The sequence below is a fragment of the Neobacillus phoenicis genome, assembly GCF_047302305.1.
Lineage (GTDB): Bacteria > Bacillota > Bacilli > Bacillales > Cytobacillaceae > Neobacillus.
In genome coordinates this window covers 2060177-2075365 of record NZ_CP154847.1, presented here as the reverse complement: position 1 = coordinate 2075365, position 15189 = coordinate 2060177, and the positions used below count along the sequence as shown (strand labels likewise).

Sequence of the window (15189 nt, the reverse complement as noted above, 5' to 3'; positions counted from 1 at the left end):
TTTTTGATTATATCAGTAGAGCATTCGAGATTCAATTAAATTCGAAAAGCGGCACCTTGTGAGGCACCGCTTTTGTTTTATTTTGTTATTTTATGAATCAAATTTTCAGAGGCATTTGAAATCCCATCAGACATTTTCTTCCCCATTGAGGAAAAGAAATTATAAGCGCTAATCTCCTCAAGCTTCTTCTTCTTCGCCTCAATATCATGACTAGAAATATTATTTCCTAATATGGAAGCACTTATGTGATTATCGGTTTCATTTAAGCTAACAGCCTGATGAAAGTTTGGATCGTCATAACCTTTCATTTTATGAATTCCGTTATTAGCTAATTGCATGCCTGTTAAAACAGAGATTAGCATGAGAGCGGCAATACCAACGCTTTTAAGCATAAATAACTTCATACAACTGCTCCCTTACACTTATTGTTTGTCGGTCGACTGTTTAACATCCTGATTCACCTTTTCAGCCTGCCAGTAGTACTCACTAAATACTTCAGCGAGAGCATCTGCAGAACGGTTTAATTCTTCAAACGTATTATCTACCCCGCCAAACTCAATAAGAATGGCATTAGATGATAAATTTTGGTTATAGATACTATTTGACCCGGCTGCATTTTTCACCATAACGCCTCTGCTTAAACCCTTATATTTTTTCTGTAAAAGATTGTGCAGTTCTGTTGCTAGCTTTGCATTTTTTTCATAATTGGGGTTTTTACCTCCAATAATAAACGCCAGCTTAGCATACGGTTTTCCATTAATCGATACAGTTGTTTTGTCTTTTCGTTGCGAATCTCGATGAATATCAATAAAATAGTGCAAATCTTTATTAGAGGCCATGGCTGTTTGAACAACAGAACGTGATTCTTCATAGGACTTCGCAAAATTCCAACCCTTTTTATTTAGGTTTGCTTGGATATCTGTTTTGTCTATAAAGCTTCCGATTCCTCTATCGCTAAGGCTTGTCTTAAGTTGGTCACCAATTTTAGTAACATTAATTTGAGAATGATAAGCCAGATTTGGATTGGTTACACCCTTAAGATATGGTAAATAGGATTCCCGATTATGCGAGAAGTAAACATAGACAACCTGTCGATTTCCTGTCGTTTGCCCTGGCGTTGTAGAAGGATTCTCATTTGTTGGCTTATCTAATCCCTCAAGATTTTGTAATGCCGCCTCCCGTTCTGCCTTCATGATTTCAATGGGCGGCGCCGATTCAATTGGCATATTGGTATAATTAGTGCCTTCTCCTGCTACAAGAATTTTCCCATCAAATTGATAGAACCCCGGTAGCTCTCTTCCAAGTAGACTTCGTGGGTCATTCAAATTAATATTACTAGATAGTTTAAATACCAAATTGGTCAGAGTAGGTGTTGCAGCCCAATTATTTTCCACCTTTAGAAAATGGTGATTTTCCCAACCCATCAGTTGGTAGAGGAGTTCTCCATTCACATTTGTGGCAGCTTGGTTTACAGAAGATGACATCAGCCTATATTGTGGCTTGAGTGACGTTAAAAGGCCGCTTATAGAAAAAATCAATATGATAAAGAGTAACAGAGCAGCGATTATTTTAAATAAGCTTGTCCCTTGGACGATAAAAAACGTTCCAGATGTTCTAGCATTTTTCATAGTTCCACCCCGCTTAAACGATTCTAGTAAATCTTATGACATTACTAGAATTGGTAGAACCACAAATAACAGCTTTAGGCGTTCGAAAAAGGGGCTAACGGTTACAAACCAAGCCCCTAAGAAGAGATTATTATTTTGTATAGTATCCTGCATTTTCCTGATCAACCGCAGAATGAAGTGAAGAGTTTAGACCATTTGCAATGAGGTTAGCCATATCCTCAATAAAGACATCCACTTCCTTTGGAGTAACCATTAAGTTATGGCCAATTGGTGCAAGTACCTCATAAATCAACTTTCTTTTTTCATCATCTGGCAGGGTCCCGACAATTCCAAGGAACGTTTTTCGATGCTTTTCTTCAGGTAAATCTTCCTCAGTTAACTTTCTCTTTTCACCGAAACTCATGCCTGCAGGTGCCAGCGCTCTTGAAGGGCGATTACCTTCCTTCAATTCTTTTCCAAAGTGCTTAAGGATGAAATCAATTGTATCACTAGTTATGGAAACTGCGTCCACCACTGTAGGAACACCAATAGCAATGACTGGAATTCCTAACGTTTCTTTGCTAAGTTCTTTTCTTTTATTGCCTACACCCGAACCAGGGTGAATACCTGTATCAGAGATTTGGATGGTGGAATTAACCCTTTCGATTGACCTAGATGCCAAGGCGTCGATAGCGATTACAAAGTCTGGTTTTGTATTTTCTACCACACCAAAAATAATATCACTTGTTTCAATCCCTGTTAGTCCCATCACTCCAGGTGCCAAGGCGCTTACAGATCGATACCCTTCCTCCACATTTTCAGGTTGAAGCTGAAAGAGATGTCTTGTAATTAAAAGGTTTTCACATACCATCGGTCCTAATGCATCTGGCGTTACATTCCAATTTCCAAGGCCCACCACAAGGCACGAGTCTGTTTTCTTAATTCCAGACCCTTCTAGAAAGTGAGCAAATTCCCTAGCGAATATTTCCTCTACCTTTTTCTGTGTATCTGTATTTTGCTGACGGATTCCCTGCACCTCAACCGTTAAATATCTTCCTGCTTTTTTCCCGAGCTGCTGCTCTCCTTGTTTTGTTACCTCAACCAAAGAAATTTTTATATCATCAACATCTTTTTCCTTAATTATTACTCCTTCAATTTGTGAAAGGTCTTCCTCTTGTTCGACAGTCCCCTTTCTACCGGCAATCACCATTTCCCTTGCTTCAATGGCCAGATCGGTTCTAACCGAGTATTGGCTTAAGTCGATTGAATCACTCATGCTCATGCGCATTTCACTCCTCTCATGTTTTCCAGCAAATAGAAACTATTCCCTATTTTTACCCTCTTCAAATCAAAACATGCAAAGTTAAATAATTATCACTTTTCATTTGTGTATTGCAATATAGGCTATCGTTTGATAAAATACTTCTTGTTCTGAATTATTATTGATGAATGTAAAGTCGAGTTCATATAGTCTCGATTCTTTGTAGGAGGTGAATGTAATGCCTAACATTAAATCTGCTATTAAGCGTGTTAAAACAACTGAAGCTCGTAATGCTCAAAATACAACTGCTAAATCTGCAATGCGTACGGCTGTTAAAAAAGTAGAAGCTGCTGTTTCAACAAACGACGCTGCTGCTACAAAAGAAGCATTAGTAACTGCTGCTAGTAAATTAGACAAGGCTGCTGCAAAAGGTCTTATCCACAAAAATGCTGCTGCTCGTAAAAAATCACGTCTAATGAAAAAATCAAACGCTCTATAATATAGCGCAATAAAAAAACGATTCCACACAGGAATCGTTTTTTTATGTTTAAATTTATTTTTTCAACCGGAACAATAGCATCTCAATCAGCAGGGATTTGTTCATACCACCTGTTTTCATTTGGTAGTCAGCTTCCGCAAGCCATTCCATTAGTTTAGCTAATTCTTCATCTGTAAATTTATTTGCCTGTCCACTTGCTAATTTGACGCGGAACGGGTGGGTTTTTAAGTACCCTGCAATTTGCTGTTGACCATATCCTCTTCTAGAGAGTTCCTTGACTTGATAAATTAAGCGAAATTGCCCTGCTAGTAAGGCCAGGATTTTAATGGGCTCTTCGTTTTGCTTTAGCAAATCATAATAAATTCGTAGCGCCTCATCCAACTTTCGTTGAACCACTTTTTCAATTAAGGTAAAAATATTCTGTTCAAGAGAACGGGCCACTAATTTTTCAACTAATTCCACATCAATTCTTTTATGATCTGCTGCATACAAAGCTAACTTATCCACTTCTGTAGTTAGCATAAACATATTTGTTCCAACTAAGGCCAGTAATTGATCAATAGCATTAGCCTCAATTTCAATCCCATTCCCCGCGGCACGATCCTTCACCCAGTTTTTCAACTCATGTTCATTTAACTTTTTTGCTTCAACTAGTTCTGCGTTTCTCTTCAGTTCTTTCGTAATTTTCTTTCGCTCATCTAATTTTTCATATGGCGCTGAAATAACCATCACCGTATACGGGGCTGGTTCTTTCAAGTAGGCTTCAAGTTTCGTTAAATCGTGAATAACCTTTTCCTTCGTTTTCTCTGCAGTTAAAAATACGGGATTATGTAAAAAAACAACTTTTCTTTCACCTAGAAAAGGAAATGTTTCTGCATCCTCCAATGCCACATCAATGGGGGTTTCCTCTAAATCATAGGCAGAAAAGTTAAAATCCTTCTCTTCCTCATCTAATATATGATTAAGAAGTAATTGCTTCGTTTCATTGATTAAAAATGCCTCTGTTCCATATAATAAATAGATAGGAGCAATTTCTTTTTTTTTGATTCTCCTCCAAATATCCAATACCATTGTCCAGCGCTCCCCTTCATTTCACTCACATCTTATCGTAATGAAGCTTGGACGATTTGACAAGTACTTAAAGGGAATTAGCAATTAACTAATAAGTGCCAATTCCCGATCTATAATGAACGCCTGCAATTTTCAGCCCTAGGTTCTGTAATTGCGTGGCGGAGTTCCTATCCTAATAATAGTGTAGCCTTAAGTGAATCATACTATTTTGACAACTCTTGTCATTACAGGAAAACGATAAAGGGAGGCTGGATTTTTTCAGCCAAATAGCTTATACTATATTTTGAAAATAGGAGGGGTAGATTGTGAATCAATTTGAAAAAAACGTGCAAAGCAAACGTAACGATGCTATCGATTCTGGAGTAGGATTTGGGGTTTCTTTTGGCTTCTTTGCTTTATTGTTCATTATCGCAACTGTTATTAAGTTAATCGGTTCATAATGAGGGCTTACATATCGTAATCAAGGACTGCTAGTTTGCAGTCTTTTTTTATTTCCTTATTGGATGCTTTATCTTATGGTAAAAAGGTTGAAAAGGTTCCTTTCTGTTTATAAAAACGATAGGTAATTGCTCCTTGTAAATCTGTTCGGTAAATGGTGGCATTGACTTCTTTTAACCGATCAAGCACTTCTTGGTGTGGATGCCCAAAACGATTTTTTTCTCCGGCAGAAATTAAAACTGTCTTTGGTTTAACTTGTTGAATAAATAGTTCAGCACTTGATGTCTTACTCCCATGATGTCCCGCCTTAAGTACATCAATGGTTAAATGTGGATATCTTTTTATTATTTTCTCTTCTCCTTCCTTGTCAAGGTCTCCTCCGAAAAACCAATTCCTCCCTCCTATTCTGCTGAAAAAGGCAATTGATCCACTATTTCTTTCACCTGCAAAATTTCTTTCGGGAGAAAGGATATAGAATTCAAACCCTCCCATATTCCAATAATCACCAGCCGCAACCTTTATAACAGGTATCCCTTTCTTTTTAGCTATCTTAATGATATCAAGCTCTGTATCAGACGGGTCAATGACAGAGGGTATTAAAATTTGTTTTACTTTAAGCTCATTTAAAATAGAAAAAGAACCTCCAATATGATCTATGTCTCCATGTGTTAAAATCAGTTTATCAATTTTTGTAATACCTTTTCCTTTCAAATAAGGTACTACAACATCCTTCCCCACCTCAAAAGGATTGGCTCGTTGCCTCCATTCTTCCACTGGATATTGCATCGTTCCCCCTGTATCGATCAGAATGGTGCCTTTACGGAATGGAAGTTGAATTAATATACAGTCCCCCTGCCCGACGTCAATCATAGTCACCTCCCCATACGGATTGAACCTGTTGGAGCCCATTTGAAGGGTGAACAGCAGGATACTCAACAAAATAAGACGTCTTTTCCCTTTGGAGGAAGTAATATGTTCCCAATTACAAAAGATAGCCAAAATAATTAGTGTATCCATAATTAGAAAAATAAGAGTGGGTCTACCTGGTATAAAGCTCCCAAAAGGGATTTTTGCTGCATAATCGATGAGTTCATTAAAAAAGGAAATGATCTTAATAAAAATATTTATAAGAATGGATGGAGTGTTACTAAATAGCAGTTGAACAACAAAGAGGAAGTATAAACCCGGAAGATACACAAAAGAAAAGAGAGGAATATAGAGCATGTTTGCTATTATGCCGACTAATGAGAGCTCAAAATAATGATAAAGCAAAAATGGAAAAGCTGCTAATTGAGAAATAACAGACGTAACTAGCATCCGTACTAAACTGTGCTGATAAAAAGAATAAATGGTGCTTGCAGACATAATAATAGCTACGCTTACGGAAAAAGAAAGTTGAAAGCCAACATCAAAAATAATTAGTGGATCAAAGAACAAAAAGACGATAAAAGCCAAACATATGGCGTCAATCGGTAGAAGTTTAAGTCGATTTTTCCATTTTGTTGTTACCAGGACTAAGAATATCATTAGTCCAGCCCTAATCACGGATGGAGAACTCCCTGTAAGGATTACATAGACAGGAATAGCCACCAAAAGAACATTTGTCATCCACTGCCTTGTGACTCCACACCGAAGTCCCAAATAAAAAACAACTCCAATTAACAAGGAAACATGAAGTCCAGAAATAGCTAATAAATGGACGATGCCAGTCTTTTGATAATTGCCAAGCAAGTCTGGATTTAGTAAACTCCTATCGCCAAAAATTAATGCTGCGGACAATGAAGCAATTTCAATAGGAAAATGGTCGGTAAGATAACGTGTACCCGTAAAACGAAGTTGTTTTACCATAACCAGTAAGGAAGGCCGAATGGGAGTACATTGTTGGAGTGGATTTTCACTGGTTTCAAGTATCCAGTAAATACGCTTATTTGAGAGATAGCTACGGTAATCAAATCCATTTGGATTTTTGGCAACCACCGGTTTTTTCAAAGAACCCGATACCTTGCAAACACGACTGAAAAAACTTTTATTCTGAAGGTATTTTTTTTCATTCTCTTTTTTTAATTTGTAACGTAAGATGAGATTCTCATTGTGGAATTTCTCCTTGACCTCTACCTGTAATAAGTCACCATCAATTTTGGGACTTTCAATATATTCCAAAGTAAAGGCTGTAGTCGATTCAGGTATTAGAGAGTGATTCATTTTTTCTCCCTTCATCCCTATTAACAGAGAGAAGGTAAAAATAACAACAAGTAGGGCTATTTGTTCCTTTGAAAATCGTTTGTATTGATAAAGGAAATACATATAAATAATCATAAGTAGAAAGTAAGGGAAAAACGTTACAATAGCGCAAAGTACGCATAGCAAAGTAGAAATGGCAATATATATATACTTTCCATTCATTTTATTTCTCCAATTTGTGGGTTGATTTTTTAGGGGATTGAGAGGGATGGCGCCTGATAATACCGGCGCCATGAAAAAAGCTATTGCGTTATCTTTCTAAAGTCAATGACTTGTTCCGTCAGTTCTACCTTTTCAAGTTTTACATTCGCTTGTTCAAATAATTCGATGGCATATGGATGATTTTTATAATCCTCCGCGTAATAAACCGTCTTAATACCCGCTTGAATAATGGCTTTACAGCATTGGAGGCAAGGAAAATGAGTCACATAGATTTCAGCATCTGCAGTAGGTACACCGAATTTAGCACATTGCAGTAAGGCATTCATTTCTGCATGGATAGTTCTTACACAGTGGTGATCAATCACATAGCATCCTTTATCAATACAATGGTCGCCCCCTGCAATTGAACCGTTGTAGCCTCCCGCAATAATACGCTTATCCCTAACAATGGTTGCACCTACTGTAAGCCTTGTGCACGTGCTTCTTAGTGCCAGCAAGTGGCTTTGTGCCATAAAATATTGATCCCAAGATAGTCGATTCACGATTCCCCACTCCCTAGAATAAAAAGTTTTATATTAAGTGTAAGGGTACTTGTACATTTAGGTCAATCTATGATTCAATGGACCACAATTAAATCCTTTAATTTTTCAAATGTCTTATCTCCAATCCCACTAATATTCTTAAGGTCATCTACTACCTTAAATGGTCCGTTTGTGTTCCGATACTCCAGAATGGCAACTGCCTTCGCTGGACCTATTCCAGGAAGATTTTGCAGTTCGTTTTCATCTGCTTTATTAATATTAATTTTAGCCTGACCATCACTAGTACTAGCTATTCCGGTGGAGCTTCCATCAATGGAACCAGCTACAACAGCAGCTGTTTCCTCACCCTTGGCTGGCACATAGACAACCATTTCATCTACAACATGCGCAGCAAAATTAACTTGGGCTTGGTCAGCTTGCTCCGTTAATCCACCAGCGCGGCTGATGACATCAATGACTCGATCGCCTGTACTTACTTGATATACCCCAGGCTGCTTGATTTGTCCCTTTACATCAACCATAATTTTATCAATCTTTTCCTTTTGTTCAGGTTGATTATTCTTCGTGTTTTCCTGCCCTTCTTCTTTCAGCGTACTTGCCATGGAAATTGCTTCCGTTGGTACAGGGTCTGTTTGAATGAAGGAAAAATAATAAAAACCACTTAAACCAATAAATAAAGCAACTACCATGTAAAACTTGTGTTCCAACAACCAGTCTTTCATAAGAATCCATCCTTTCAAATAAAGGTATATTTCACATTTACTTTTCATATGGTTATAAAAGAATATTGCATGCGAAGGAGGGTCGGAAAATGAATCTAGGTATCATCGGTACCGGTAATATGGGGAGAATTTTGGTGGAGGCCTTGATTGATAGTAAGGCCATATCCCCTTCTTCAATGATCATTACAAATAGAACGAAATCTAAAGCCATGCTGCTTAAAGATAAATATAGGGAAATTAGGGTTGGGGCAACTCCTGAAGAGGTGGCGGCTCAATCCGATTTGTTATTCATTTGTGTAAAACCCTTAGACATTTACAAAATATTGGAGAACATTCAACCACATTTAAGCAAGGAAAAATGTCTTATTTCCATAACAAGTCCAGTCAGTGTCAGTCAAATCGAAAAAAAGGTAACATGTTCGGTGATTCGAGTGATCCCAAGTATAACGAATCGAGCATTGTCCGGCGTGTCCTTACTTACCTATGGAGAAAATTGTAGTGACATTTGGAGAGAAAAAATTGAAACCTTAATTGCGAAGATATCTGTACCTGTTTGTATCGACGAGAAAAATACGAGGGTAGCCTCTGATATTGTGAGCTGCGGTCCAGCCTTTTTTAGCTATCTTCTTCAACGTTTCATTCAAGCGGCAGTCAAAGAAACAGATATCGACCAGGACTCTGCTACCATTTTTGCAAGTGAGATGATTGTAGGCTTAGGAGAATTGTTAAAACAAGGTCATTATACTTTACCATCCCTGCAAGAAAAGGTTTGTGTTAAAGGTGGAATAACGGGTGAAGGAATAAAGGTTTTGGAAAATGAACTGGGGAACGTGTTTGAACATGTGTTTCAGGCAACCCATGCTAAATTTAAAGAAGACCTTGATAAGGTAGAAATACAATACTCTAACTAATATTCGATAACAGTAGACAAATTCCTTCTTAAAAAATAAAAAACTGCCATCTTTTCATGAAAAGATGGCAGTTTTTTATTTTTTTCGAGCTACAAAAAAGATCCGTTCGGATTCCGGCTCGGGTAATATGGATTTAAAATCGGCACACACCTCTAACAATTCAAAACCAGCCTCAATTAACCAGTTTGAATATTGCTCAACAGGATAGGTTCGTTGGTAATGAAATTCATCATATCGGTCATATTTACCCGACAATTCATCCAAGACAAAAAAACTTAAATCATGTTCCACACTATACTTATTTTCTCCAGAGAAACTATTCCAAATATAACAAAGGCGCTCATCATTTAACGCAAAGGTTTGATCAATAAAACCATGGGCAATCTTATAAATGGAATGCACGTCAAACATAAATAGTCCATTAGGGGTTACATGCTGGCAAACAGAAGAAAACGTTTCTTTAACTTCCTCTTCTGTTTGCAAATAATTGAGTGAATCGCAGAAAATTCCAATCAGATCAAATTGGCCCTGACCTTCCAAATCAATCATATTCTGCTCAAAAAAAGGAATATGAACTCCTTTTGACTCTGCCTTTGCCTGTGCAACAGCAAGCATATCGGAAGATAGGTCGACTCCCGTTACTTGAAAGCCTTCATCCGCAAAACGAATGGAGAGCTCCCCCGTACCACAGGCTAAATCAAGCAGGCGAATTCCAGTAACCTCATATTTAACAAGTTTCTCTTTAACAAACCTTACCCATTCGTTATATGGAGCATCCTTCATCAACTCATCATACAAATAGGCAAATTGTTCATAACTCATGAATTTAACTCACTATGGATATCTTCAAGCGGTGCATCGCCCCATAGACGTTCCAAATTGTAATAGCTTCTTTCCTCACGATGGAATACATGCGCTACTACGTCACCTAAATCAATCAATACCCATCTTGCTTCATCAAAGCCTTCCATTCTTTTTACATCATGGCCGCTCTCATGGGCTTTTTCCTTAATCTCTCTCGCAATCGCTTGAACTTGCTTATCGGAATTACCGTGGCAAATAATAAAGTAGTCTGCAATTAGAGAAATCCCTTTCATATTAAGGGCCAAAATATCTTCCGCACGTTTATCATCAGCTGCTTTTACAGCAATTTTTAGTAGTTCTTGATTATTCATTCATCAATCCTCCAGTTTATTGACAAGGTCATTGTAAGTATAAAATGTATCAGGGTACACCTTTTGATTCTTTTTTAATAAAAATAATATAGTATTTTGCACAGATTTAACTAATGCACGATTTAAATTCTCTTTAGCAAGCTCTCTTACTTCTTCTACACCTGGAAAGTGACGACCCGGTTCAATATAATCTGCCAAATAAATCACCATTTCCAACAAAGTCATTCCGGCTCTTCCAGATGTATGGTAACGGATAGCATCAAGAATCTCCCGGTCAGTAATCCCTGCTTCTTTCTCAACTAAATAGGCACCCGTAGGGGCATGCCATAATTCCGCATTATATTCCAATAAATCCTGAGGATATCCTTGCGAAGTAATGATTTCCTTCATTTCATCTTTTGGACGAAACTTAGCATAATCATGAAAGATGGCTGCTAGCTCAGCTTTTTTCTCATCTGCTCCGTATAGCTTGGCTAATGTTAAGGCTGTTTCCATCACCCCGATTGTATGCTGATACCGGTGCTCTGTTAACTGCTCCTTAACAAGTTGTAATGCTTTTTCACGTTCCATATAGGTGCTTCTCCTCAATATATTCAATGACAGCATCAGGCAATAAATAGCGAATAGTCTTTCCACTCTCTACACGATTTCTTATCATACTTGATGAAACATCCATGCCCGGTACCTCTACATAAAGAACAGGATAATTGGTTTGATGGCTATAGGCTGGCCTATGTACACCAACAAATTGAACGAGCTTAACAAGCTCATCAATTTGTTGCCATTTCGGTAAATATTCAATCATATCAGCCCCAATGATAAAGAAAAATCGATATCCTGTATACTTGTCATTGATCATTTTCATAGTATCAATGGTATAAGAAGGACCCTCTCTTTCTAATTCAATGGTTTCTATTTTAAAAGCTGAATTTCCTTGAGTTGCAAGCTCAAGCATCCGAAGACGATCTTCATTTTTAACAGAACCTGTCTTTTTCTTATGGGGAGGCTCCTGGTTTGGCATGAACCAAATCTCATCCAGTTCAAGTGTATAAAGAACCTCATTAGCAATCATCAGATGACCATAATGTGGAGGATCAAATGTTCCACCCAAAATCCCAACCTTCTTCATGCATTCGCCATCCTTTACTACATTGGTTTATGGAAGTGTGATCGTTTTCTTTTCAACAGACTCTTTATACAGGACAATCGTGTTACCGATGATTTGGACGATTTCAGCACCTGTTCCTTCAGCTAGCTGTTCTGCAACTTCTGTTTTATCTTCCTCACAATTTTGCAGAACACTAATTTTAAATAGCTCCCTCGCTTCGAGTGCATCAGCTATTTGTTTAATCATATTTTCATTGACTCCACCTTTTCCTACTTGAAAAATTGGATCTAAATGATGTGCTTTTGATCGCAAAAAACGTTTTTGTTTACCTGTTAACATGTTTTTCCTCCTAATTGTTTCAACACATTCTCTCTCATTCGTTGGATATCCGGTAGTATTCCTGTCCACTTTTCAAAGGCAAGTGCTCCTTGATAAACAAACATCTCAATTCCATTTTGCGTTCGTGCCCCTTGTTCATTTGCATCATGTAAAAATTGAGTTGTAAGCGGATTGTAAATTATATCACAAACCATTGACTCTTTCCTTAGATTAATTAAATCTAAAGGCTTTTCATCTAGTCGTGGTGACATTCCTACCATAGTTGTTTGTATGATTAAATCATATTCCTCTATTTGTTTACCGGCTTCGACAATAGATTTTGCCGTAGACGAGATTGTATATGGACATGCTTCAATCAAGCTTTGGGCTTTCTCCAAAGTACGATTAGTAATGTCAATAACAGCAGGCCGTTCCTTTGCCAAGGTAAAATAGATGCCCCTTGCTGCACCACCTGCACCAATGATTAAGACACTCTTTCCCTCCAAAGAAGAAAGACTGGTTTGGAGTCCACTTAAAAATCCTGGTCCATCTGTATTGTAGCCAATTAATTTCCCACCGTCATTCACGACTGTATTTACTGCTCCTATACTGGCAGCTAATTCATCTACCTCATCTAAAAAGGGGATAATTTTGCTTTTATGAGGAACGGTGACATTAAATCCACCTGCACCAATTGCCTTTAATCCCTTAACTGCATCCTGTAGATCATCTGATTTTACTTGAAAGGGAAGATAATAGGCATCCATATTATAAAAAGAGAATAAATCATTGTGCATGACTGGCGACATCGAGTGCCCTATTGGATCGCCTAAAACAGCAAAAAGCTTTTTCACCTTACTTCTCCTCACCCAATTTATGACTTTGTATGGCTTGTTTTACGTATGAATTAAATTAATGATTTTCGTATTAACGTTTGAACACCCTTAGGAACATAAGCAGCCACTTTTGCCCCAGGTTCGTTGACCGTAATCCAGCCTAACCCTGAAAAAACGATATCTGTTTTAGCTTCCTTCACCACAAATTCTTGTCTAACTAATTCAGGAAAAGAATCAACTTGTTCCGGCTGTGGAGGTGTCAGCATTTCCCCAACATGCTTGTCATAAAGCTCAGTAGCATTTTCTGTTTTCGTCCTATGAATAGTTAATTCATTGGATACATAACAAACAAATGACCTCCTACCTCCACTTATATAATCAAATCGTGCCAAGCCACCAAAGAATAAGGTTTGACCCTCATTCAGTTGGAATACTTTTGGTTTAATCTCCTTTTTAGGAGTAATCACTTTTAGATCCCTTTTATCTACAAAATGAGCCATTTGATGGTGATTGATAATACCAGGAGAATCAATTAAATACTTTCCATCGTCAAGCGGGATTTTGATAATATCCAACGTAGTCCCAGGAAAATGCGAGGTAGTAATGAGGTCCGCTTCGCCTGTAACATCCTTAATTATTCTATTAATAAAGGTTGATTTTCCTACATTCGTACAGCCAACTACATAGACATTCTTTCCATTTCGCATCTCATCAATAGCTGCGGCTGTTTCTTTAATAAACTGACCTTTGGCTGCACTAACAAGAAATACATCTTCTGCTCGTAATCCCAGATCCTTTGCTTCATTCTTCATCCAGTTAATTAATTTGTTGTGTTTAACTGATTTAGGTAACAGGTCCACCTTATTACCTACAAGCAGTACCTTGTTATTCCCAACAAATCTGTGTAATCCCGGCAACCAACTTCCATTGAAATCAAAAATATCAACAATCATCACAATAAGGGCATCGGTTTTTCCCATTTCGTTTAAAATCTTTAAAAAGTCATCATCGGTAAGATTAACATCTTGAACCTCATTGTAATGCTTGAGCCGGAAACACCTTTGACAAACGATTATTTCCTTTTCTAAAGCAGAAGATGGTGCATAGCCTATTAATTCCGGATTTTCCGTTTGGACTTTTACACCACAGCCTATACATATATGTTGTTCACTCACAAATTAATCCTCCCATTGAAGCATTCCTTTTTTTCTGAACCAGTTTAAGATCCTTCTCTCAGCAAAACGATTGAACTTTGTAAAGAAGCCATCGGTTTGGGCAACCGGTACAACCAAAATGGTGTGAAACCCACTACGGTTTCCACCAAGTACATCCGTTAATAATTGGTCCCCTATAACGACGGTCTCTTCTTTTCTTATACCCATTTGCCTAACTGCTTTGTTAAATGCAGGTCCAAGCGGCTTCCGTGCACGAAAGATAAACGGAAGGTTCAAAGGATCAGAAAAGGCCTTTACACGTTCCTCATTGTTATTAGAAACAATGGTTACAAGAATATGATGTTTTCTAATTTCATCAAACCATTTAATTAATTGAGGAGTGGCATTCGGACGATCCCATTCCACTAATGTATTATCCAAATCAGTTATAATCCCTTTTATCCCTTTTTCCTTTAATTGTTCAGGCGAAATATCCAGAATGCTTTTCACATGTTCATCTGGTAAAAATTGTTTTAACACTAAGCTTACACCTCATTATAATTCTTAATATAAAAAGCTCTTTCATCTGTACTTGTACAATCATAACCAAAAATACCCTTTGTTTCAAAAGAAAAATAATCAATGTATTTTCAACAAATTTCGACCACTTCTAATTCTACTCGAACTGAAAAACAGCTATTTTCAATGGATGTGACATCTTTTTAAGAAAAATAAAAAATATTTTTCGACAAACATCTACTTTTTTTCGTCCTGTGGATAACCTTATTAACATTATACCCATTGAACTCTTTGAGTTTCCTTAGTTTATAAACAAATTAACCACAACTTATCCACCATAAGTTGTGGATAAATAGAACGATTGTTCTATAGGGATAAATTTGGTAGATTTAGGGTACACCAATTGAACGTACTATTTTATGTTTAGTTTTCATCAAATAGAACAATTTATTAATAATCGGAGGTGGATTCTGACATGAGAAAACTGTCAGATGAATTATTAATTGAGTCATATTTTAAAGCAAAGGAATTAAACTTAAGCCCGGATTTTATCGGTCTCATTGAGTCCGAAATTCACCGACGTTCCTTATATAATAAAATAAAACTCTCTTCCTAAAACCTTTAC

18 protein-coding genes and 1 pseudogene are annotated in these 15189 nt (G+C 37.3%); 4 read left to right on the top strand and 15 right to left on the bottom strand.

The genetic code is table 11. The features are described 5' to 3' along the window. Window positions 1–77 precede the first annotated feature (77 nt). The 3 genes from AA0X95_RS10620 to gpr form a co-directional block, all read right to left on the bottom strand. Entirely contained in the window at window positions 78–404 is a 327-nt protein-coding gene (locus AA0X95_RS10620) for a YqxA family protein (RefSeq protein WP_413308657.1), read from the bottom strand. A gap of 18 nt (window positions 405–422) precedes the next feature. Continuing rightward, window positions 423–1628, bottom strand: coding sequence for a stage II sporulation protein P (spoIIP, locus tag AA0X95_RS10615; protein ID WP_413308655.1), 1206 nt, complete (start codon window positions 1626–1628; stop codon window positions 423–425). Window positions 1629–1758: 130 nt separating this feature from the next. Then, window positions 1759–2883 (bottom strand): GPR endopeptidase, encoded by a 1125-nt coding sequence (gene gpr / locus AA0X95_RS10610; protein WP_413309940.1) that lies wholly within the window; start codon window positions 2881–2883, stop codon window positions 1759–1761. Window positions 2884–3106: 223 nt separating this feature from the next. On the opposite strand from gpr, the gene rpsT reads away from it, so the two are divergent. Continuing rightward, window positions 3107–3367, top strand: coding sequence for a 30S ribosomal protein S20 (rpsT, locus tag AA0X95_RS10605; protein WP_309860529.1), 261 nt, complete (start codon window positions 3107–3109; stop codon window positions 3365–3367). 54 nt (window positions 3368–3421) lie between these two features. Here the strand turns inward: rpsT and holA are convergent, their stop codons facing one another. Further along, complete coding sequence (gene holA / locus AA0X95_RS10600) at window positions 3422–4438, bottom strand: DNA polymerase III subunit delta (RefSeq protein ID WP_413308652.1); 1017 nt, start codon at window positions 4436–4438, stop codon at window positions 3422–3424. Between the two features lie 305 nt (window positions 4439–4743). Between holA and AA0X95_RS10595 the strand changes: the two genes are divergently transcribed. Further along, the gene (locus AA0X95_RS10595; protein WP_307286666.1) at window positions 4744–4878 is read left to right on the top strand and encodes a YqzM family protein; all 135 of its coding nucleotides are present in this window, start codon (window positions 4744–4746) and stop codon (window positions 4876–4878) included. A gap of 73 nt (window positions 4879–4951) precedes the next feature. On the opposite strand, the gene AA0X95_RS10590 is transcribed toward AA0X95_RS10595, so the two are convergent. The 3 genes and pseudogenes from AA0X95_RS10590 to AA0X95_RS10580 all read right to left on the bottom strand — a co-directional run bounded on the left by AA0X95_RS10590 (window position 4952) and on the right by AA0X95_RS10580 (window position 8543). Further along, complete coding sequence (locus tag AA0X95_RS10590; RefSeq protein WP_413308650.1) at window positions 4952–7279, bottom strand: DNA internalization-related competence protein ComEC/Rec2; 2328 nt, start codon at window positions 7277–7279, stop codon at window positions 4952–4954. 95 nt (window positions 7280–7374) lie between these two features. After that, window positions 7375–7821 (bottom strand): annotated as a pseudogene (locus tag AA0X95_RS10585) (ComE operon protein 2); the annotation flags it as partial. A 74-nt stretch (window positions 7822–7895) separates the two neighbouring features. Beyond that, a complete protein-coding gene (locus tag AA0X95_RS10580; RefSeq protein WP_413308648.1) occupies window positions 7896–8543 on the bottom strand; it encodes a helix-hairpin-helix domain-containing protein in 648 nt (215 codons plus the stop codon). 89 nt (window positions 8544–8632) lie between these two features. On the opposite strand from AA0X95_RS10580, the gene comER reads away from it, so the two are divergent. After that, on the top strand, window positions 8633–9454 hold the full coding sequence (gene comER / locus AA0X95_RS10575; RefSeq protein WP_413308646.1) for a late competence protein ComER: 822 nt from the start codon (window positions 8633–8635) through the stop codon (window positions 9452–9454). A 75-nt stretch (window positions 9455–9529) separates the two neighbouring features. Here comER and AA0X95_RS10570 read toward each other — a convergent pair whose 3' ends face one another. Genes AA0X95_RS10570 through AA0X95_RS10535 form a run of 8 tightly spaced genes read right to left on the bottom strand, consistent with a single transcriptional unit; the run spans window position 9530 to window position 14585 of the window. Continuing rightward, on the bottom strand, window positions 9530–10276 hold the full coding sequence (locus AA0X95_RS10570) for a class I SAM-dependent DNA methyltransferase (RefSeq protein ID WP_413308644.1): 747 nt from the start codon (window positions 10274–10276) through the stop codon (window positions 9530–9532). Continuing rightward, a complete protein-coding gene (gene rsfS, locus AA0X95_RS10565) occupies window positions 10273–10629 on the bottom strand; it encodes a ribosome silencing factor (protein ID WP_413308642.1) in 357 nt (118 codons plus the stop codon). Before rsfS ends, AA0X95_RS10570 begins: the two co-directional genes overlap by 4 nt. A 3-nt stretch (window positions 10630–10632) precedes the next feature. Then, the gene (gene yqeK, locus AA0X95_RS10560) at window positions 10633–11199 is read right to left on the bottom strand and encodes a bis(5'-nucleosyl)-tetraphosphatase (symmetrical) YqeK (protein WP_413308640.1); all 567 of its coding nucleotides are present in this window, start codon (window positions 11197–11199) and stop codon (window positions 10633–10635) included. Continuing rightward, window positions 11189–11758 (bottom strand): nicotinate-nucleotide adenylyltransferase, encoded by a 570-nt coding sequence (locus AA0X95_RS10555; RefSeq protein WP_413308638.1) that lies wholly within the window; start codon window positions 11756–11758, stop codon window positions 11189–11191. The genes yqeK and AA0X95_RS10555 overlap by 11 nt, the downstream gene beginning before the upstream one ends. Before the next feature lie 27 nt (window positions 11759–11785). Beyond that, entirely contained in the window at window positions 11786–12076 is a 291-nt protein-coding gene (yhbY, locus tag AA0X95_RS10550) for a ribosome assembly RNA-binding protein YhbY (RefSeq protein WP_413308636.1), read from the bottom strand. Further along, window positions 12070–12909, bottom strand: coding sequence for a shikimate dehydrogenase (gene aroE / locus AA0X95_RS10545; RefSeq protein WP_413308634.1), 840 nt, complete (start codon window positions 12907–12909; stop codon window positions 12070–12072). Before aroE ends, yhbY begins: the two co-directional genes overlap by 7 nt. Before the next feature lie 53 nt (window positions 12910–12962). Beyond that, on the bottom strand, window positions 12963–14066 hold the full coding sequence (gene yqeH / locus AA0X95_RS10540; protein ID WP_413308632.1) for a ribosome biogenesis GTPase YqeH: 1104 nt from the start codon (window positions 14064–14066) through the stop codon (window positions 12963–12965). Window positions 14067–14069: 3 nt separating this feature from the next. Continuing rightward, window positions 14070–14585, bottom strand: coding sequence for a YqeG family HAD IIIA-type phosphatase (locus AA0X95_RS10535; RefSeq protein ID WP_413308630.1), 516 nt, complete (start codon window positions 14583–14585; stop codon window positions 14070–14072). A gap of 454 nt (window positions 14586–15039) precedes the next feature. Between AA0X95_RS10535 and AA0X95_RS10530 the strand changes: the two genes are divergently transcribed. After that, window positions 15040–15180, top strand: coding sequence for a sporulation histidine kinase inhibitor Sda (locus AA0X95_RS10530; RefSeq protein WP_309860497.1), 141 nt, complete (start codon window positions 15040–15042; stop codon window positions 15178–15180). The last annotated feature ends 9 nt before the right edge of the window (window positions 15181–15189 follow it).